General features: G+C 60.4%; 18 protein-coding genes. 5 read left to right on the forward strand and 13 right to left on the reverse strand.

Going from position 1 to position 17,212, the window contains the following annotated elements; genetic code table 11:
• Positions 1-163 precede the first annotated feature (163 nt).
• The 13 genes from JJO78_RS13635 to urtA form a co-directional block, all read right to left on the reverse strand.
• Positions 164-748: a HupE/UreJ family protein gene (locus tag JJO78_RS13635; RefSeq protein ID WP_273623879.1), complete on the reverse strand. Its 585-nt coding sequence runs from the start codon at positions 746-748 to the stop codon at positions 164-166.
• Positions 749-793: 45 nt separating this feature from the next.
• On the reverse strand, positions 794-1,432 hold the full coding sequence (ureG, locus tag JJO78_RS13640) for an urease accessory protein UreG (RefSeq protein WP_273623881.1): 639 nt from the start codon (positions 1,430-1,432) through the stop codon (positions 794-796).
• A 38-nt stretch (positions 1,433-1,470) separates the two neighbouring features.
• The gene (locus JJO78_RS13645) at positions 1,471-2,166 is read right to left on the reverse strand and encodes an urease accessory protein UreF (protein WP_178380757.1); all 696 of its coding nucleotides are present in this window, start codon (positions 2,164-2,166) and stop codon (positions 1,471-1,473) included.
• Positions 2,156-2,686: an urease accessory protein UreE gene (ureE, locus tag JJO78_RS13650; RefSeq protein WP_075194454.1), complete on the reverse strand. Its 531-nt coding sequence runs from the start codon at positions 2,684-2,686 to the stop codon at positions 2,156-2,158. Before ureE ends, JJO78_RS13645 begins: the two co-directional genes overlap by 11 nt.
• Before the next feature lie 10 nt (positions 2,687-2,696).
• Complete coding sequence (ureC, locus tag JJO78_RS13655) at positions 2,697-4,400, reverse strand: urease subunit alpha (RefSeq protein ID WP_273623883.1); 1,704 nt, start codon at positions 4,398-4,400, stop codon at positions 2,697-2,699.
• A 213-nt stretch (positions 4,401-4,613) separates the two neighbouring features.
• Positions 4,614-4,928 (reverse strand): urease subunit beta, encoded by a 315-nt coding sequence (locus tag JJO78_RS13660; protein ID WP_273623884.1) that lies wholly within the window; start codon positions 4,926-4,928, stop codon positions 4,614-4,616.
• A 10-nt stretch (positions 4,929-4,938) separates the two neighbouring features.
• Entirely contained in the window at positions 4,939-5,241 is a 303-nt protein-coding gene (gene ureA, locus JJO78_RS13665) for an urease subunit gamma (RefSeq protein WP_007152777.1), read from the reverse strand.
• A gap of 351 nt (positions 5,242-5,592) precedes the next feature.
• Positions 5,593-6,504: an urease accessory protein UreD gene (locus JJO78_RS13670; protein ID WP_273623892.1), complete on the reverse strand. Its 912-nt coding sequence runs from the start codon at positions 6,502-6,504 to the stop codon at positions 5,593-5,595.
• Positions 6,501-7,199 carry an urea ABC transporter ATP-binding subunit UrtE gene (urtE, locus tag JJO78_RS13675; RefSeq protein WP_091642994.1) on the reverse strand — a complete coding sequence of 233 codons (699 nt, stop codon included), beginning with the start codon at positions 7,197-7,199 and terminating at the stop codon, positions 6,501-6,503. The genes JJO78_RS13670 and urtE overlap by 4 nt, the downstream gene beginning before the upstream one ends.
• The gene (gene urtD / locus JJO78_RS13680; protein ID WP_273623894.1) at positions 7,199-8,026 is read right to left on the reverse strand and encodes an urea ABC transporter ATP-binding protein UrtD; all 828 of its coding nucleotides are present in this window, start codon (positions 8,024-8,026) and stop codon (positions 7,199-7,201) included. Before urtD ends, urtE begins: the two co-directional genes overlap by 1 nt.
• Positions 8,023-9,159, reverse strand: a complete 1,137-nt coding sequence (gene urtC, locus JJO78_RS13685; protein WP_273623896.1) for an urea ABC transporter permease subunit UrtC — start codon at positions 9,157-9,159, stop codon at positions 8,023-8,025. The genes urtD and urtC overlap by 4 nt, the downstream gene beginning before the upstream one ends.
• Before the next feature lie 3 nt (positions 9,160-9,162).
• A complete protein-coding gene (urtB, locus tag JJO78_RS13690) occupies positions 9,163-10,761 on the reverse strand; it encodes an urea ABC transporter permease subunit UrtB (RefSeq protein WP_127401810.1) in 1,599 nt (532 codons plus the stop codon).
• Between the two features lie 97 nt (positions 10,762-10,858).
• A complete protein-coding gene (gene urtA / locus JJO78_RS13695; protein ID WP_036209057.1) occupies positions 10,859-12,169 on the reverse strand; it encodes an urea ABC transporter substrate-binding protein in 1,311 nt (436 codons plus the stop codon).
• Positions 12,170-12,971: 802 nt separating this feature from the next.
• On the opposite strand from urtA, the gene JJO78_RS13700 reads away from it, so the two are divergent.
• The 5 genes from JJO78_RS13700 (at position 12,972) to JJO78_RS13720 (ending at position 17,207) form a co-directional block, all read left to right on the forward strand.
• A complete protein-coding gene (locus JJO78_RS13700) occupies positions 12,972-13,241 on the forward strand; it encodes a ComEA family DNA-binding protein (protein ID WP_041335550.1) in 270 nt (89 codons plus the stop codon).
• Positions 13,242-13,409: 168 nt separating this feature from the next.
• Positions 13,410-14,186 (forward strand): (Fe-S)-binding protein, encoded by a 777-nt coding sequence (locus tag JJO78_RS13705; protein ID WP_041335553.1) that lies wholly within the window; start codon positions 13,410-13,412, stop codon positions 14,184-14,186.
• Entirely contained in the window at positions 14,183-15,634 is a 1,452-nt protein-coding gene (locus tag JJO78_RS13710; protein ID WP_127401811.1) for a LutB/LldF family L-lactate oxidation iron-sulfur protein, read from the forward strand. The genes JJO78_RS13705 and JJO78_RS13710 overlap by 4 nt, the downstream gene beginning before the upstream one ends.
• Positions 15,631-16,290 (forward strand): LutC/YkgG family protein, encoded by a 660-nt coding sequence (locus tag JJO78_RS13715; RefSeq protein WP_127401812.1) that lies wholly within the window; start codon positions 15,631-15,633, stop codon positions 16,288-16,290. Before JJO78_RS13710 ends, JJO78_RS13715 begins: the two co-directional genes overlap by 4 nt.
• Complete coding sequence (locus JJO78_RS13720) at positions 16,287-17,207, forward strand: DMT family transporter (protein WP_127401813.1); 921 nt, start codon at positions 16,287-16,289, stop codon at positions 17,205-17,207. Before JJO78_RS13715 ends, JJO78_RS13720 begins: the two co-directional genes overlap by 4 nt.
• Positions 17,208-17,212 lie beyond the last annotated feature (5 nt).

Below are 17,212 nucleotides of genomic sequence, written 5' to 3' on the forward strand. Positions count from 1 at the left end.
TCATCCTTAACCGCGGCGTGAATCCGTTTCTTATGACTACACACTAGCCTAAACTTTAGAAAACTTCCTACCCGTCCGATGTAAAATCTAGTAAACCAGATGCATAAAAAGCTGCCCGGTTTCCCGGGCGGCTTTTTTGGTTGCCTTGGTTAACTGTGCAATATCAGGCAGCCGCCAGATACGCTCCCGCAGCCGCCAGCACACCACCAACACCACGGCTAAATCGGCTATCCGCCTTCAGCATCAGGCTACCCAAACCGCGCCCAACCAGGGTGATAGCGAGGGTGGCGATGGAGAACCCAGCCAAGTAGGCAGCCAGTGTTGCGCCTGCCGGCATTTCCGCGCCGTGGGCGAAGCCGTGGAACAGCATGAACGCACCGACGAGCGTGCCGCCCACTGCAGTGGGCAGTTTCGCCAGAGTAGCGATGAGAATACCGGCCACCAGGACAGAGAAGGTGATGCCGGTTTCAACGCCGGGCAGGCTCAGTCCGCCCCAGGCCAGGGCTGCGCCCAGAATCATGCCGCCGATCACGAAGGCCGGCGTCGCGTTTTTCATGAGTTTATTCTGGCGCACACTCCAGAAGCCGATGGCGGCCATGGCCAGCAGGTGGTCCAGGCCCAGCATGGGGTGCAACAGGCCACTGAGGAAGCCGCTTTCAGCGTGGGTGCCGTGACCGGTGTGGGCGGTTGCGGTGGTGGCTGTCAGCATCAGGCCGGTGGCGATTAGCAGGCGGGTGACTGTGTTCATGGTGTTTCTCCGTGTCTTGGTGGTTCTGAATCTTTGTGGTTCGGGTCAGGCGCTTTCGGCGACTTTTTCCGGCCGCCTTTCTGGCAGCATGCCGCGTTCAAGGATGAAGCTGATGATGGTTTCCAGCCCTACTCCGTCGTACAGGTTGGTGAACACAAACGGGCGCTCGCCGCGCATTTTCTTTGAGTCCCGGTTCATCACATCCAGGGAGGCGTGTACCTGTTCGGCGATGTCGATTTTGTTGATAATCAGCAGGTCGGATTTGGTGATGCCGGGGCCGCCTTTTCTGGGGATTTTGTCGCCGGCGGACACGTCGATCACGTACAGGGTCAAGTCGCTCAGTTCCGGGCTGAAGGTGGCGGAGAGGTTGTCGCCGCCGGATTCGACCAGTACCAGTTCCAGATTGGGGTGGCGGCTTTGCAGGTCGTCGATGGCGGCCAGGTTCATGCTGGCATCCTCGCGGATGGCGGTGTGGGGGCAGCCGCCGGTTTCTACGCCCAGGATGCGGTCGGCTGGGAGGGCATCGTGTTTCAGGAGGAAGTCCGCGTCTTCCCTTGTGTAGATGTCGTTGGTGACGACGGCGATGTCGTAGTGATCTTTTAGGGCTTTGCAAAGTTGACGCAGCAAGGCGGTTTTACCTGAGCCAACCGGGCCGCCGACTCCTACTCTCAGACAATGTTTCATGGCGTGTTCTCCGTTTCTCTAATCAAGATCGTTTTTGTTCAGCTTCTGAAAAGCCGTGAATACTGGGTTTCGTGGTGTGCGCTCGCGAGCGCGAGGCCGGGCAGTACCGGGCCGAGTTCGTTGTCTTCCCGCGTCAGCGCCTGGTCGACGGCGTGTACCAGTTTGGGGCGCAGCCGTTCGGTCAGCCGCTGGGCGGCGGTGTGGCCCAGGGGCATGGCTTTGCAGGCGACGGCGAGTTGGTTTTCCAGCCAGGCCCAGGCGAAGCCGAGCAGGGTTTGGCGCACGGGTACGTGGCGCATGTGGGCGGCCCAGGCGAAGACAGTGACGTAGCCGGGGTCTTCCGGCATTCGGCCTTCGGCCGGCATCAGTTCCAGGCTGCCCAGCAGGCGAATGAGCGCAGAGCCCAGGCGGGCGTCTTCGTCGCTCAATTCAGCGGTCTCGCGGGTGGCGTGCAGCCATTGGTTCCAGTGGACCAATTCGGCGCTGTCGCTGTTGGCCCAGGCGGTTTGCAGGCGCACGAGCAGGGGCAACTCGCAGCGGGTGAGGCCGTCTTCCAGTACGCCTTCCAACCAGTCGCCCAATTGGTCTTCATTGTTCACCCAGCCCAGTTCGAAGGCGCTTTCCAGGCCCTGGGACCAGGCGAAGGCCCCGATGGGCAGTGCGGGGCTGACCAGTTGCATCAAGCCCAGCAGGGACAGGTCGCCTACGGCGGTCTGGCTGCTGTCAGTGAGCATGAGGGTGGTCATGGTCGTGCCCGTGGCTGTGATCGTGTGAATGGCCATGGCCGTGAGCATGCCCTGCTTGGGCGTATGCGCCGGGCTCCGGATCAAAGGGAGCCTGGTGGTGTACCAGGGTGGCGCCCAGGCGTTCGGCCAGTTCTTCCAGTACGTGGTCCGGCGGGAAGCGTACCCATCCGGTCTTTCCATCTGTTGCGGTGTCTTCGCTGCCGATGGACAGCGACACATGTCGGTTACCCAGGTGGTAGCACAACCGTGCCAACGGCAGGCCGGGTTCGATGCGGGCGGTGACGACGGGTTCGTCCGCAGCGCGGATGCGGATGATTTCGCCGCTTTGGGCCTGCAGGAATTCGCCCTCTCGCAGCACGGGGCCGCGGTCGAGGAACAGGCCAACATCGTAACCGGTGTCGGTTCTGGCGCGCAGGCGGCCGCGCATGCGCAGCTCAAAGGGCAGCGTGAGGTGGTCGTGGATTTCGCTGGTTTCCACTGGGCCGACTCTCTGTGTCAGCTCAAGCATGTCGGGCTCCTTAAAAAAGATGATATAGCTGCGCCAGTGGCAGTTCGGTGGCGGGCTCGCAGGTGAGCAGTTCGCCATCGGCGTGCACTTCGTAGGTTTGTGGGTCCACGGTCAGGTGTGGGCAGGCGTCGTTGAGTTTGAGGTCGCCCTTACGAACGCTGCGTACGTTTTTACAGGCCGCGAGGGTGCTGTTCAGCCCCAGTTCCTTGCCAATGCCCGCATCCAGCGCGGCCTGGCTGACAAAGCTCAGGCGGGTGGCACTGGCGGCCCGACCCAGCGCCCCGAACATCATGCGGTAGTGCACGGGCTGGGGCGTGGGAATGGAGGCGTTGGGATCGCCCATGGGGGCCGCGGCAATCATCCCACCTTTCACAATGAGCGCAGGCTTTACGCCAAAGAAGGCCGGGTCCCACAGCACCAGGTCCGCCAGCTTGCCCACTTCCACGGAACCCACTTCGTGCGCGATGCCGTGGGTGATAGCGGGGTTGATGGTGTATTTGGCGATGTAGCGTTTGGCGCGCAGGTTGTCGGCGCCCAGTTGTTCGTCGTCCGGCAGCAGGCCGCGCTGCACTTTCATCTTGTGGGCGGTCTGCCAGGTGCGGCACACCACTTCCCCCACCCGGCCCATGGCCTGGGAGTCGGAGGCGATCATGGAGATCACGCCCATGTCCTGGAGGATGTCTTCCGCTGCAATCGTCTCGCGGCGAATGCGGGAATCGGCGAAGGCCACGTCTTCCGGGATGTTGGGGTCCAGGTGGTGGCAGACCATCAGCATGTCGAGGTGTTCGTCGATGGTGTTGACGGTGTACGGCCGTGTGGGATTGGTGGAGGACGGCAGTACGTAGTCCTTGGAGCAGGCGGTGATAATGTCGGGGGCATGGCCGCCGCCGGCGCCTTCGGTGTGGTAGGTGTGGATGCACCGGCCTTTGAAGGCGGCGAGGGTGTCTTCCACAAACCCGGATTCGTTCAGGGTGTCGGTGTGGATGGCGATCTGTACGTCGAACTTGTCAGCCACGGTGAGGCAGTTGTCGATGCTGGCCGGTGTGGTGCCCCAGTCTTCATGGAGTTTGAGGCCCATGGCGCCGGCTTTGATCTGCAGTTCGAGGGACTCTGGCAGGCTGGCGTTGCCTTTGCCGAGGAAGCCGATGTTCATGGGCATGTCGTCGACGGCCTGGAGCATTTTGCCGATGTGCCAGGGGCCGGGGGTGCAGGTGGTGGCATTGCTGCCAGTCGCTGGGCCGGTGCCGCCGCCAAGCATGGTGGTGATGCCACTCATGAGGGCTTCTTCGATCTGCTGGGGGCAGATGAAGTGGATGTGGGCGTCGATGCCGCCAGCCGTGAGAATTTTGCCTTCACCGGCGATGATTTCGGTGCCGGGGCCGATGACGATGGTGACGTCCGGCTGGGTGTCGGGGTTGCCGGCTTTGCCGATGGCGGCGATTCTGCCGTTTTGCAGGCCGACGTCGGCTTTGACGATGCCCCACCAATCGAGAATTAAGGCGTTGGTGATGACGGTGTCCATGACGGTGTCGTCGGCCCTTTGGCTCTGGCCCATGCCATCGCGGATGACTTTGCCGCCACCGAATTTTACTTCGTCGCCGTAGTGGGTGGCGTCGTTTTCAACCTGGATCCACAGTTCGGTGTTGCCCAGGCGGACTCGGTCACCCACTGTGGGGCCGTACATGTCGGCGTAGGCTTGTCTTGTTATCTTCATGCTGTCCCTCGTTTTTGCTTGGGTGCCTGGGTTACTGAGGCCTAAAACTTCGGTGCCTGGGCCGGTCGGATAGGGCTTTCCAGGAAACGCTACAAGCACATCCATGTGCGCTTGGGCTCCGCCATCCATGGCTCCGCACATTCCTGGAAAGCCCTATCCGCCCGACCCTCAGAGTTCATTCGGGCCTTCTTTAACCCCCTGCTCCTGTTGTCCTCAGTTCTTGTCGAGTCTTCCCATGACTTCTTGGCGGAAACCGTAGATTTCTCGGTTGCCGGCGAATGGGATGAGAGTCACTTCTCTGGTTTGACCGGGTTCGAAACGGATGGCGGTGCCTGCCGCCACATCCAGCCGGTAGCCCTTGGCTTTAATCCGGTCGAAATCGAGAGCGGGGTTGGTTTCCGCGAAGTGGTAGTGGGAACCGACCTGGATCGGGCGGTCGCCGGTGTTGCCGACTTCAATGGTGATGCGTTGGCGGCCTTCGCAGAGTTCGATGTCGCCGTCTTTCAGCTGGTATTCGCCGGGGATCATGGCAGCTTCCTCAAACTATGGGGTTGTGGACGGTGACGAGTTTGGTGCCGTCGGGGAAGGTGGCTTCTACCTGGACTTCGTCGACCATGTCGGCCACGCCTTCCATGACGTCGTCGCGGGTGAGGATTTCGGTGCCGGCGGTCATCATTTCAGCCACGGTGCGGCCTTCGCGGGCGCCTTCCATGATTTCGGCGCTGATCAGGGCGACGGCTTCTGGGTAGTTCAGTTTCAAGCCTTTGGCCTTGCGGCGTTCTGCTAACAGCGCTGCTGTGAATAGGAGCAGCTTGTCTTTGTCTCTTGGCGTTAATTCCATTTTTGTTCTCCTCGGGTTCTGGAGTTTGTCGGCAGGAGGGAAGGGGTGCACGGGATACGCGGTGAATACGTCCCTGTACGCTCGGAAAAAACATCCATGTTTTTTACGATCCCGTGCACCCCTTCCCTCCTGCCTTGTCTGAATTCTGAGTTGCCTGTTGGATTAACTTCCGTTGTTCCAAATAGTTGTTTCTGACCCTATCGAGCTAGTGCGCTAACTCATTTTTCCGCTTAACAGGGCGGGGCGAACCGTCCGGGGATGTCGAAAACATGGATGTTTTCGTCAAGCGTACATGGACGTATTCACAGCGTGCCCCGGACGGTTCGCCCCGCCCTGTTCCCGCACCAACCATCAAGTCAACCAGATCCGCGGAACAACCGCGGACTGGCCGGCCAACAGAGGCCGAAGTACCTCCCAGGCCCGCTGGCAAACATCCCAGGCTTCGTTTCTTTCATTACCCAGGTACCGCAACAACACAACGCCACGCCGGCGTGTGATGGCCCAGTGGGCTGAAGCCGGCAGTTGTTCACGGATGGCTTCGATGGCGCCGGCTTCGTCTTCCAAACCAACCACCCACAAGGTCGCCTGAACGGTGGCGCCGCCCTGCCCCCATTTGCCGTTGAAACGGGCGTGTGTGGGGTCTAACAGTTGGCGCTCCAGCCACAGCGGTTTGCCGTCCATGTTCAGGCTGAAGCGTTGCTCCATGTGGCCGGTGACGAACGGCAGGTTGCTGGCCGGGCGGCCGAGGGCGAGAATTTCCCAGCCCAGGCATTTGGCGCCGGTTTCCAGTTCGATAGTGGTGGTCTGCTCGCCCCGGGAGCCGTTGAAGCCGAGGGTTTCCTGGGGCAGGTATTCAAGAATGCCGCCATCGGCGACGTTCAGGTGTGTGTGCTGTGCCCAGGCCACGCCGTTGCGGTCGGCTTTGTAGAGTTTTGCCGCCGCCGGGGTGGTCACCAGGGTGTGCGCGCCACTGCCGACGGACACATTGATATTCAGGGCATCGCCGCTGACCAGGCCGCCGGGCGGGTGTAGCAGGTACACGTGGCAGCAACCGGTTTTGCCTTCCGGGTAGAACGGCCGCTGCACGCGCAATGGACCCTTGAACCGTGTGCGGGTCATGCGGGTGACCTGCGCGCCCTGCTCCTGTCTGGCGTCGAAGGCCAGGTCCAGGGTGGCGGCCCAGCGTCGGTCCGCGTCGAAGCGGTGGCCGGAGTCATGGGCCGCGTCGGTGGCGTTAAGGGCGATCGATTTGTAGGCGGTCATACCGTCAGGTGCTTCTTGATGAGTTCATCAGACAGCTCGGCAATCTCGCCCTCGGCGACGCGGCGGCCGCGGTCCATGATGGCGAAGCGGTCGGCGTATTTGCGGGCGAAGGGCAGTTTCTGCTCCACCAGCAATACCGTCAGGCCGTCTTCCTTGATCAACCGGCGGATGACTTCGCCGATCTGGGCGACGATGTTGGGCTGGATGCCTTCGCCGGGTTCGTCGAGGATCAGTAACTGAGGCTCGATCACCAGGGCGCGGCCGATGGCAAGCTGTTGCTGCTGGCCGCCGGAGAGGTCGCCGCCACGGCGGTTTTTCATTTCCTTGAGCACGGGGAATAGTTCGTAGATGCGCTCGGGGATTTTCTTGCTGCCGTCCTTGCGCACGGCCAGGCCGGTGCGCAGGTTTTCTTCCACGGTCAGCAGCGGGAATATCTGCCGTCCCTGGGGCACGTATCCGATGCCCAGGCGAGAGCGCTCTTCCAGTTTCTGTTTGGTCAGTTCGGTGCCGCCATCAAACTGGATGCTGCCGCTGCTGGTGGTTTCCTCCCCCATCACGCATTTCATCAGGGTGGTCTTGCCCACGCCGTTGCGGCCCATCACGCAGGTGCACTGGCCTTTGGGAACGTCCAGTTCCAGCTCCCACAGGGTGTGGCTTTCGCCGTAGAACTGGTTCAGTTTTTCAATCTTGAGCATTACGCCTCCTCCTCCCCGAGATACACCTTGATCACTTCCGGGTCGTTGGAGACCTGGTCCATGGTGCCTTCCGCCAGCACGCTGCCCTGGTGCAACACGGTGACTTTGCGGGCGATGGAGCGCACGAAGCCCATGTCGTGCTCCACCACCACCACCGACTGCTTGCCGGCGAGGCTGGTGAGCAGTTCGGCGGTGCGTTCCATTTCCTGCTCGGTCATGCCGGCGACGGGTTCGTCCACCAGCAGCAGGCGCGGCTTCTGCATCAGCAGCATGCCGATTTCCAGCCACTGCTTCTGACCGTGGGAGAGGATGCCCGCCAGCTGGTTTCGCAAGTCCTGCAGGCCGATGGTTTCCAGCACTTCGCCGATGCGTTCGCGAAACTCCGCTTTCATGGCGGCCCGCAGGGTGGGAATCACCCGCTTGTCGGTGGCCATGGCCAGTTCGAGGTTTTCGAACACCGTTAAGGCTTCGAATACGGTGGGCTTCTGGAACTTGCGGCCGATGCCGAGGGTGGCGATTTCCGGCTCGTTCATGGTCAGCAGGTTGTGGCGGCTACCGAACCAGACCGAACCGGTGTCCGGGGCGGTTTTACCGGTGATGATGTCCATCATGGTGGTTTTGCCCGCGCCGTTCGGCCCGATGATGCAGCGCAGTTCGCCGTCGTCGATGGTCATGTTGAGGTTGTTGATGGCCCGGAAGCCATCGAAGCTCACGTTGACGTCTTCCATGTAGAGGATGGGCCCGTGGCGGGTGTCCACGGGGGAGACCGCGGGGGTCAGGAATTCGAACACCCGGTCGCGGTTGGAAAGCTCCTCGATAATGCTCATGCGGTCGCCTCCGTGGTGGATGGGGCGTTTGGGGTGTCCTGTTCATCCTGTTTTCCCTTGCGGCGGCTGGCCAGAAGGCCGGCGATGCCCTTGGGCAGAAACACGGTGACCAGCACGAACAGGCCACCCAGGGCGAACAGCCAGGCATCCGGCATCACGCCGGTGAACACGGTTTTGGCGTAGTTCACCAGTACCGCGCCGATCACCGCGCCATAGAGCGTCGCGCGGCCACCGAGCGCGACCCAGACCACCACCTCAATGGAGAACAGGGGCGAGAATTCGCTGGGGTTGATGATGCCCACCTGGGGCACGTACAAGGCGCCAGCCACCCCCGCCAGCATGGCGGAGACCACGAACACGAACAGCTGCACCCGGTCCACCCGATAGCCCAGGAAGCGGGCGCGGGCTTCGGCGTCACGGCAGGCGATGCTGACCCGGCCCAGCTTGCTGGTAACAATGCCGCGGCAGATCACGTAGCCAATGGCCAGGGCGATGCCGGTGGCGATGAACAGCCCCAAACGGGTGGCGTCGGTGCGCAGGTTGAAGCCGAGGATGTCGCGGAAGTCGGTCAGGCCATTGTTACCGCCGAAGCCCATCTCGTTGCGGAAGAACGCTAGCATCAGCGCGAAGGTGAGCGCCTGGGTGATGATGGACAGGTACACGCCGGTGACCCGAGAACGGAAGGCAAGGAAGCCGAACACCAGCGCCAACAGACCCGGGGCCAGCAGCACCATGATGAAGGCAAACCAGGCCATGTCGAACCCGAGCCAGTACCAGGGCAGTTCCTGCCAGTTCAGGAACACCATGAAGTCCGGCAGGATGGGGTCGCCGTAGGTGCCGCGATCGCCGATCTGCCGCATCAGGTACATGCCCATGGCGTAGCCGCCGATGGCAAAGAAGGCGCCATGGCCCAAGCTGAGGATACCGAGGTACCCCCACACCAGATCCACAGCCACCGCGAGCAAGGCGTAACACAGGTATTTGCCCAGCAATGTCACCGTGTAGGCGCTGACATACAGGGCGCTGTCTTCCGGCATGGCCACGTGAAGGAAAGTCACGATGGCCAGGGCTGCAAACAGAACGCCCAGGAAAATCTGCGTGGATCGCTCACGCAAGGGTCGAGTCAACCACATACCTTAACCCTCCGCAGCCCGGCCTTTCTGGGGGAAGAGCCCCTTCGGCCGTTTTTGAATGAACAGGATGATGAAGACCAGCACAATGATCTTCGCGAGCACAGCACCAGCCCAGGGTTCCAGAAGCTGGTTGATGGTGCCCAGCGACAGCCCGGCGATGAGCGTGCCCCACAGGTTGCCCACGCCACCGAACACCACCACCATGAACGAGTCGATGATGTAGTTCTGGCCCAGGTTGGGGCCCACGTTGGTGAGCTGGGAAAGCGCCACACCGGCCAGGCCGGCAACACCGGAGCCCAGGGCAAAGGTCATAATGTCCACGCGGGTGGCGCGAATGCCCATGGAGCGTGCCATGGCGCGATTCTGGGTGACGGCGCGCACTTCCAGGCCGAGGCGGGTTTTGCGCATGATCATCATCAGCGCGGCGAAGACGATCAGTGCGAACGCCAGTACGTACAGGCGATTAAGAGTGAGGGAGAGCGCGTCGTTGATCACCAGCGAGCCGCTCATCCAGTCCGGTGTGACCACGGTGCGGTTCTGGGGCGAGATCACGGTACGCACCAGTTGCTGCAGGATGAGGCTGATACCAAAGGTGGCCAGCAGGGTTTCCAGCGGGCGGCCCTTGAGGAACTGGATTACGCTGCGCTCGATGATGATGCCGGCGGTGGCCGCCACCAGGAAGCCGGCGGGAATCGAGAGAATCAATGCCAAGCCCGGCTGGCCCGGCAACAGTTGCTGCATGCCCCAGGTGGTGTAGGCACCCAGCATGATCAGCTCGCCGTGAGCCATGTTGATGACGCCCATCACGCCGAAGGTGATGGCCAGGCCGATGGCGGCCAGGACCAGCACGGAACCCAGGCTGAGGCCAAAATAGAGCGTTTCGGCGGCGCGGTTGAGTTTCAGTTTCTGTTCGATGGAAGCCAGGGCCTGCTCGGCCTTGTCGGCCAGGGCCGGGTTGTCGCTGCGCACGGCTTCGTTCAGGGCAGCTCGGGCTCGGGGGTGAAGACTGCCGGCCAATACGTCCACGGCCTCAAGATTACCCTCACCCACTCTGTAAATGGCCAGTGCCTCTTCAATGCGACTGCGCACCGAGGCGTTCTCTTCCCGTTCCAGCTGCGCTTGCAGCGGCTTGACCAGGGAAGCGTCCACTTTGCCCATCATGTCCTGTGCGGAGGCTTCACGCACGTCAGGGTCTGCGGCGTTCAGGTCCAGCATGGCGAGAATACCCTCAAGCTGGCCCCGTATCCGGTTATTGATGGCGATTCGGTCCAGCTCGCGGCGGGACATTTCGCCCATGTTCTCTCCGGTCAGCGGGTTGGCGATTTCCCAGTCCCGGCCCCGGTTGTTCAGTACGATCACGACCTGGCCGGTGTCGTCTATCCGGCTCAGGCGGTTGTTGCCATAAGCTTCGAGCCAGCCCCTGGCTCTTTCATCACCGCTGCTGACGATGGCATTGATGGCCTCTTCAATGCGGCTGGCGGGCGCTTCTGCAAGGTTATTCAGCAAGGCCGTTCCGGGGTCGTCTTCCTGGGCGGAGGCCGGAAGCGAGAGCACGGAAACCAGGGCGATAAACAGCAATGTGAGCGATCGAAGGATGCTCATGATGGTGTCCTGTCGGTTGAAAGCGAGTTGCGGGGGCGACAACCGGGGCAGCATCGCCGCTCCCGGTTGTCTGTATTGCGCTGTTGGCTGCTATGCCTTATTCGGCTTCTTCAGCCGCCATTTCTCCAGCGGAGGCGCCGCACTTGCCGGTTGCAGTGTTGAAACTTCCGCAGAACATCGGCTTGCGCCAGTCGGCGATCAGGTCACGGGAACCCGGCAGGAAGTCAGACCAGGCATCGCCAGCCACGGTAGACGGGGTTTCCCAGACCACGGAGAACTGGCCGTTGTCCTGGATTTCACCGATCAGTACCGGCTTGGTGATGTGGTGGTTGGGCATCATGGTGGCGTAGCCGCCGGTGAGGTTCGGTACGCTCACGCCGACGATGGCGTCTTTGACCGCATCCACGTCGGTGGTGCCGGCTTTCTTCACCGCTTCGATGTACATGTTGAAGCCGATGTAATGAGCTTCCATCGGGTCGTTGGTGACGGCTTCTTCGTTGCCGGTGTGCTCGATCCACTGGTCGATGAAGTCGTAGTTGGCATCGCTGTCCACGCTCATGAAGTAATTCCAGGCCGCCAGGTGGCCAACCAGCGGGCCGGTGTCGATACCGGAAAGCTCCTGCTCACCCACGGAAAACGCCACCACCGGAATGTCGGAAGCGGAGATGCCCTGGTTACCCAGTTCACGGTAGAACGGCACGTTGGCGTCGCCGTTGATGGTGGAGACCACGGCGGTCTTCTTACCGGCGGAGCCGAAACGCTTGATGTCAGACACGATATTCTGCCAGTCGGAGTGACCGAAAGGCGTGTAGTTGATCATGATGTCTTCCTTGGCCACGCCCTGGTCCATCAGGTAGGTCTCAAGGATTTTGTTGGTGGTGCGCGGGTACACGTAGTCGGTACCGGCCAGCACCCAGCGTTCAACTCCGATGTTGTTCATCAGGTAGTCCACCGCAGGAATGGCCTGCTGGTTGGGAGCGGCACCGGTATAGAAAACGTTCTCGGAAGATTCTTCACCTTCGTACTGAACCGGGTAGAACAGCAAGCCGTTGAGTTCTTCAACCACCGGCAGTACGGATTTACGGGAAACAGACGTCCAGTTGCCGAAAATCACGTCCACTTTTTCCTGGGCCAGCAGTTCACGGGCCTTTTCGGCAAACAGCGGCCAGTTGGAGGCAGGGTCAACCACAACCGCTTCCAGTTCACGGCCCAGAACCCCACCTTCGGCGTTCTGCTTGGCGATGAGCATTTCGACGGTGTCTTTCAGCACGGTTTCACTGATGGCCATGGTGCCGGAGAGGGAATGGAGGATGCCGACCTTGATGGGATCTTCGGCGGCCGCTGCGTTAAGAGACATTGAGAGAGCCAGTGCTGACAGGCCCAGTTTCACGTGTTTTCTAATCGTCATGTTGTGCATCCTTTTCGGATTGATTGGTGTTATTGCCCCAAAATGCACCAACACCTCTGCATCAGCTGTTCCAGAATGAAAAACACGCCTTATTTTTCAGTTAGTTAAATGACATTTGATAACCACTTACCGGGCTTTCGAACCAGCAGTAATGCACCACGATGAATCGCCACTCCGCTAAACGCACTATTACGATGCGCCAAACCCACAAACCTGCAATTCTATGAACTTAAAAAATAACCTGTTGTTTTAAATATTGTTTTTATTCTGATGCCAACTGGCCTCCGGTTATTGTAAAAAAATGGGGCAACAGAATGGTCAACTCTGGTGCTCCAGACCCTTAATCGTGCACCGGAGCTGTAAACGGGAAAATCCAGAAAATGCATGAACATACGTTCAACCTTCACCTGTCCGCTTGATTACAAATCTGTAAGAGATATCGCACAGATAAGGGAGCGAATGTCCGATTTCTTGAGAATGGCTCCCATGTAGAATGGTTAACGTCAAGGATGAGAAGCTGGCAAGGAAAGCTGGCTCAGGGAAGATAACTCCAGGGATCGGGAGTTGCCCAGGGAATCAGGGCTGCAGGGACGAACAACAGGGAAGACGCGCACAGGATGTTGCGCAGCCTGAAGGATCAGGCATGGGGTCAGCCACGGGCTCAGGAGCATAAGGAATGTGTTCCTGTCCGTGCACTTCCCCATCCCGCCGGTTACCGTCTTTTCTATTCAACCAGCTCCGCCGCTTTTACGTCCTGACGAATAATCAGACACGTAAAATCACTCTCAGGAGCAACGCAAGCATGAAACGCACCCCCTTTATCGCCATGATGGTCCTTCTGTTCAGCCTGTTCACCGGTTTCGCCCACGCTGAACCCGCCACCATCAACATCAACACCGCCGACATCGAAACCCTGGCCAGTCTCAACGGCATCGGGCAGAGCAAAGCCGAAGCGATTGTGGCCTATCGCGATGCCAACGGTCCTTTCCAGTCCAGCAACGACCTGACCAACGTCAAGGGCATTGGTGAGCGCACGGTTGAAAAGAACGCCGAGCGCCTGACGGTCGAATAACGCTATTCGGGCAGTGGCCGGCTGCCACTGCCCGCTCCCAAGTCACCAGCTACCACCCCACCCGTTTTCCGAGCACGCAGACTCCCCATAAAGTCGCCTGGCAACTACCATGGCCCCGCCCTATTATTGTGGCTCAGAGAGACAATAATAATCGCGAGCGACGGCACTATGGTTGATCCCATCAAGGTTTACCCGGCCAAACCTTCCAAGGTCTATTTCTACGGCACCTGCCTGGTCGACATGTTCTATCCCGACGCGGGCATGGCCGGCATCCAGTTGCTGGAGCGGGAAGGCATTCAGGTCATCTACCCTGAAGACCAGACGTGCTGTGGCCAGCCTGCCTACACCTCCGGCTATCACGACGAAGCCCGCGCAGTCGCCCACGCCCAACTCGGGCTGTTTCCGGAAGACTGGCCGATTGTGGTGCCCTCCGGTTCCTGTGGCGGCATGATGCGCAAGCATTACCCGGCGCTGTTCAAGGACACCTCCGATGAAGTCGCGGCCGCTGAAATTGCCGGGCGGGTATGGGAGCTGACGGACTTTCTGGTGAACGTGTGCCACATCAAACTGGATGACCTGGGTGAACCCACCACCGTAGCCATGCACACCTCCTGCTCCGCCCGCCGTGAAATGGGTGTGGCGGAAGTCGGCCCCAAGCTGCTGGGGCAGCTAAAAAACGTCAACCTGGTAGAACAGGTTCGAGCGGAGGAATGCTGCGGCTTTGGCGGTACCTTCGCGGTGCGCCATCCGGAAATTTCCGGGGCCATGGTCAGCGAGAAAGTGGACACCCTGGTGGACACCGGCGCCAAAGAGTTTGTCACCACGGACTGCGGATGTTTGATGAACATCGCCGGGTACGCTGAGAAAAACCAGAAGCCGGTGACCGGCCAGCACATTCTGAGTTTCCTCTGGGAACGCACCAGCAGTGGAGGTGAACAGTCATGAGCGAGACAACACACGGCTCTTCACACCATTCCGCCCATCACATCGATGTAAAAGAGTTCCACCCGCGCGCCCGGGCGGCCATCCACAACCCGCAGGTTCGCCAGAACTTTCGCAAGGCGATGGACGGTCTGATGACCAAGCGCAAGTCCGCCTTTGAAGGTTGGGACCTGGAAACCCTTCGGGACTTGGGTGCCAACATTCGCATGCGGGCCCTGGCCAGCCTGCCGGATTTGCTGGAGCAACTGGAACAGAAGCTGACCGAGAACGGCATTACCGTGCATTGGGCCACCGACGGTGATGAAGCCTGCCGTATCGTGCGCGATATCTGCGTGGCGCGGGACGCCAAGACGGCGATCAAAGGCAAGTCCATGGTCTCTGAGGAAATGGAACTGAACCATTACCTTGAGGAACAGGGCATCGAGGCGCTGGAGTCGGACCTTGGCGAGTACATTGTGCAATTGGCGGAAGAAACACCCTCGCACATCATCATGCCGGCAATTCACAAGAACACTGGCGAGATCTCCCAACTGCTGCACGACAAAACCGGCACCGACCTCTCCAACGATGTGGAATACCTGACCGCGAACGCCCGGCTGCAGTTGCGGGAAAAGTTCCGCAATGCCGACGTGGGCATTTCCGGCGTTAACTTCGCCGTGGCCGAAACCGGCACCCTGTGCCTGGTGGAAAACGAAGGCAATGGCCGTATGACCACCACCGTACCGCCCTGCCACATTGCCGTGACCGGCATCGAGAAGGTGGTGCCCAACCTGGAAGATGTCACCGCCCTGCTGGCGTTATTGACCCGTTCCGCCACCGGCCAGCACATTACCACTTACTTCAATATGATTTCCGGCCCCCGCAAGCCCAACGACATGGACGGCCCGGAAGAGGTTCACGTGGTGCTGGTGGACAATGGCCGCTCCACCATCTATCAGGACGACGAGCTGCTGGACACCCTGCGCTGCATCCGTTGCGGCGCCTGCATGAACCACTGCCCGGTGTATACGCGGGTGGGCGGCCATACTTATGGCACCACCTATCCCGGCCCCATTGGTAAAATCCTGATGCCGCATATGGTGGGCCTTGATGAAGGCCGGCATCTGCCGACGGCCTCAAGCCTGTGTGGGGCATGTGGTGAAGTCTGCCCCGTTAAGATCCCGATTCCGGACCTGCTGGTGCGGCTGCGACAGGAATCCGTGGACGGTGACAAGCTGCATCCGGCCAAGGTGCGCGGCCACGGTGCCAAGCGCAGTGGCGTGGAAGCCATGATCTGGAAGGGCTGGAGCTGGATGCACGCCAAACCAGGCCTCTATCGCCTTGGCACCAGCCTGGGCGCACGATTCCGCAAGCTGCAACCAGGCAAGATGGGCGCCTGGACGCAATACCGAACCGCGCCAAAACTGGCGCCCAAAACCCTCCACGAACGGATGAAGGAGCGTGGCCAATGAGTTCCAGAGACGCCATTCTCCAGCGCCTGCGCAACCGCACCGGCGGTGAACTGACGGCCCCGGAATGCGATTTTTCAGTGCTTGATCGTCCGGACTGGAGCACCGCTGAACGGCTGGACATGTTCGAACGGACCATCGAATCGGTTCACGGGGAAGTGCATCGCACCACGGAATCCGGCTGGATTGACCGGTTGGCTGAAATCCTTCAGAGCCGCGGCGCCCAGACCCTGCTGATTGCCAAGGAACATGAGATCGGCCAGGCCCTGAGAAGCGCCACCAAAAACCGCGAGGACCTGCCGCAACTGCTGGTGTACGACGAGCCCATCGAAAGCTGGCAGGAAGCACTGTTCAATGAGGTGGACGCCGGCATCACCTCTACCCGGGGCGGCATTGCCGAAACCGGGTCACTGATTCTTTGGCCGACGGCGAATGAACCCCGGCTGATGAGCCTGGTGCCGCCCATTCATATTGCGATCCTGAAGGCCAGTGAGTTGTACACCACGTTCCACGATGCCATGCAATCCCAGAACTGGGCCGCTGGCATGCCAACCAATGCGCTGTTAGTCTCCGGGCCTTCGAAGACCGCTGATATCGAGCAAACTCTCGCTTACGGTGTTCACGGTCCCAAGGAACTCATCGTACTGGTTATTGAATGATCCGAGGCGCATTACTGATTGCCCTGGCCGCCCTGCTCTGGGCGACCACGGGTATCGTGGCAAAATTCCTGTTTTCCGGCTCCGACCTGCAGGCAGTGACACTGGGCTTCCTGCGCCTGGCGGTCGCTTTACCCTTCTTCTTTGGGCTGATGCTGAGGGAGCAGCGCGCGCTCGCTCGCAGTGCAACCTCTCCACCAAAGTTCACCCGTAAAGCTCTGGTTCCGCTTGTGGCCCTGGGTTTCTTCCAGGCGGTCTATCAGGGCAGCTACCTGCTGGCCGTGGACATGACCGGTGCAGGTATCGCCACGCTGATTGCCCTGTGCCTGGCACCCGTGCTTGTCGCCATCATGGCGGCGCCCCTGCTGGGCGAGAAACCGGGCGTGGTGACAATGCTGGCGTTGGCCGCGGCTATTGCCGGCACCGCGATGCTGGTGATCAGCGACATGGACAGTGCTGGCCATCTTCGCCTCGGTGGTATTCTGGTGGCGGTTCTGGCCGCGCTGGTTTACGCAGGCTTCACACTCACCAGCCGGTACACGTCCACCGGCACACCGGTGTTCACCACGGCGTTCATCTGCTTTTTTACCGCTGCGCTGATCCTGCTGCCTGTCGTTGCGCTGAGCGGTGGTTTTGACGGGCTACAGAGCCTGGGCATTTCACAATGGCTGATGGTGGGCTACATCGGCGTGGTGCCGACCTGCCTGGGGTATGTGAGTTTCTTCAGCGGTATGAAGACAACACCGGCTACTCTGTCGAGCATTATCGTGACTCTGGAGCCGCTGTTCGTGGCCATGCTTGCGTGGGTGATTCTGGGTGAGGAATTGGGGGTGATCGGTATTGCCGGGGCGTTGATTCTGACGGCGGCGGTGATCGTGGCCTCTCGCAGCAGTGCCGGGAGTCGTCCCGACACTGCCTGATACCG

The organism is Marinobacter sp. DS40M6 (assembly GCF_028581595.1).
In the GTDB taxonomy this organism is placed as follows: domain Bacteria; phylum Pseudomonadota; class Gammaproteobacteria; order Pseudomonadales; family Oleiphilaceae; genus Marinobacter; species Marinobacter salarius.

Coding starts and splice junctions, on each gene's coding strand:
- JJO78_RS13670 (WP_273623892.1), bottom strand. CDS start 6,504: ATGACCGCCTACAAATCGATCGCCCTTAACGCCACCGACGCGGCCCAT.
- urtD (WP_273623894.1), bottom strand. CDS start 8,026: ATGAGCATTATCGAGGAGCTTTCCAACCGCGACCGGGTGTTCGAATTC.
- urtC (WP_273623896.1), bottom strand. CDS start 9,159: ATGTGGTTGACTCGACCCTTGCGTGAGCGATCCACGCAGATTTTCCTG.
- ureC (WP_273623883.1), bottom strand. CDS start 4,400: ATGAAGATAACAAGACAAGCCTACGCCGACATGTACGGCCCCACAGTG.
- urtE (WP_091642994.1), bottom strand. CDS start 7,199: ATGCTCAAGATTGAAAAACTGAACCAGTTCTACGGCGAAAGCCACACC.
- urtA (WP_036209057.1), bottom strand. CDS start 12,169: ATGACGATTAGAAAACACGTGAAACTGGGCCTGTCAGCACTGGCTCTC.
- JJO78_RS13710 (WP_127401811.1), top strand. CDS start 14,183: ATGAGCGAGACAACACACGGCTCTTCACACCATTCCGCCCATCACATC.
- JJO78_RS13720 (WP_127401813.1), top strand. CDS start 16,287: ATGATCCGAGGCGCATTACTGATTGCCCTGGCCGCCCTGCTCTGGGCG.
- ureA (WP_007152777.1), bottom strand. CDS start 5,241: ATGGAATTAACGCCAAGAGACAAAGACAAGCTGCTCCTATTCACAGCA.
- JJO78_RS13715 (WP_127401812.1), top strand. CDS start 15,631: ATGAGTTCCAGAGACGCCATTCTCCAGCGCCTGCGCAACCGCACCGGC.
- ureE (WP_075194454.1), bottom strand. CDS start 2,686: ATGCTTGAGCTGACACAGAGAGTCGGCCCAGTGGAAACCAGCGAAATC.
- ureG (WP_273623881.1), bottom strand. CDS start 1,432: ATGAAACATTGTCTGAGAGTAGGAGTCGGCGGCCCGGTTGGCTCAGGT.
- JJO78_RS13635 (WP_273623879.1), bottom strand. CDS start 748: ATGAACACAGTCACCCGCCTGCTAATCGCCACCGGCCTGATGCTGACA.
- JJO78_RS13700 (WP_041335550.1), top strand. CDS start 12,972: ATGAAACGCACCCCCTTTATCGCCATGATGGTCCTTCTGTTCAGCCTG.
- JJO78_RS13660 (WP_273623884.1), bottom strand. CDS start 4,928: ATGATCCCCGGCGAATACCAGCTGAAAGACGGCGACATCGAACTCTGC.
- JJO78_RS13645 (WP_178380757.1), bottom strand. CDS start 2,166: ATGCTCACTGACAGCAGCCAGACCGCCGTAGGCGACCTGTCCCTGCTG.
- urtB (WP_127401810.1), bottom strand. CDS start 10,761: ATGAGCATCCTTCGATCGCTCACATTGCTGTTTATCGCCCTGGTTTCC.
- JJO78_RS13705 (WP_041335553.1), top strand. CDS start 13,410: ATGGTTGATCCCATCAAGGTTTACCCGGCCAAACCTTCCAAGGTCTAT.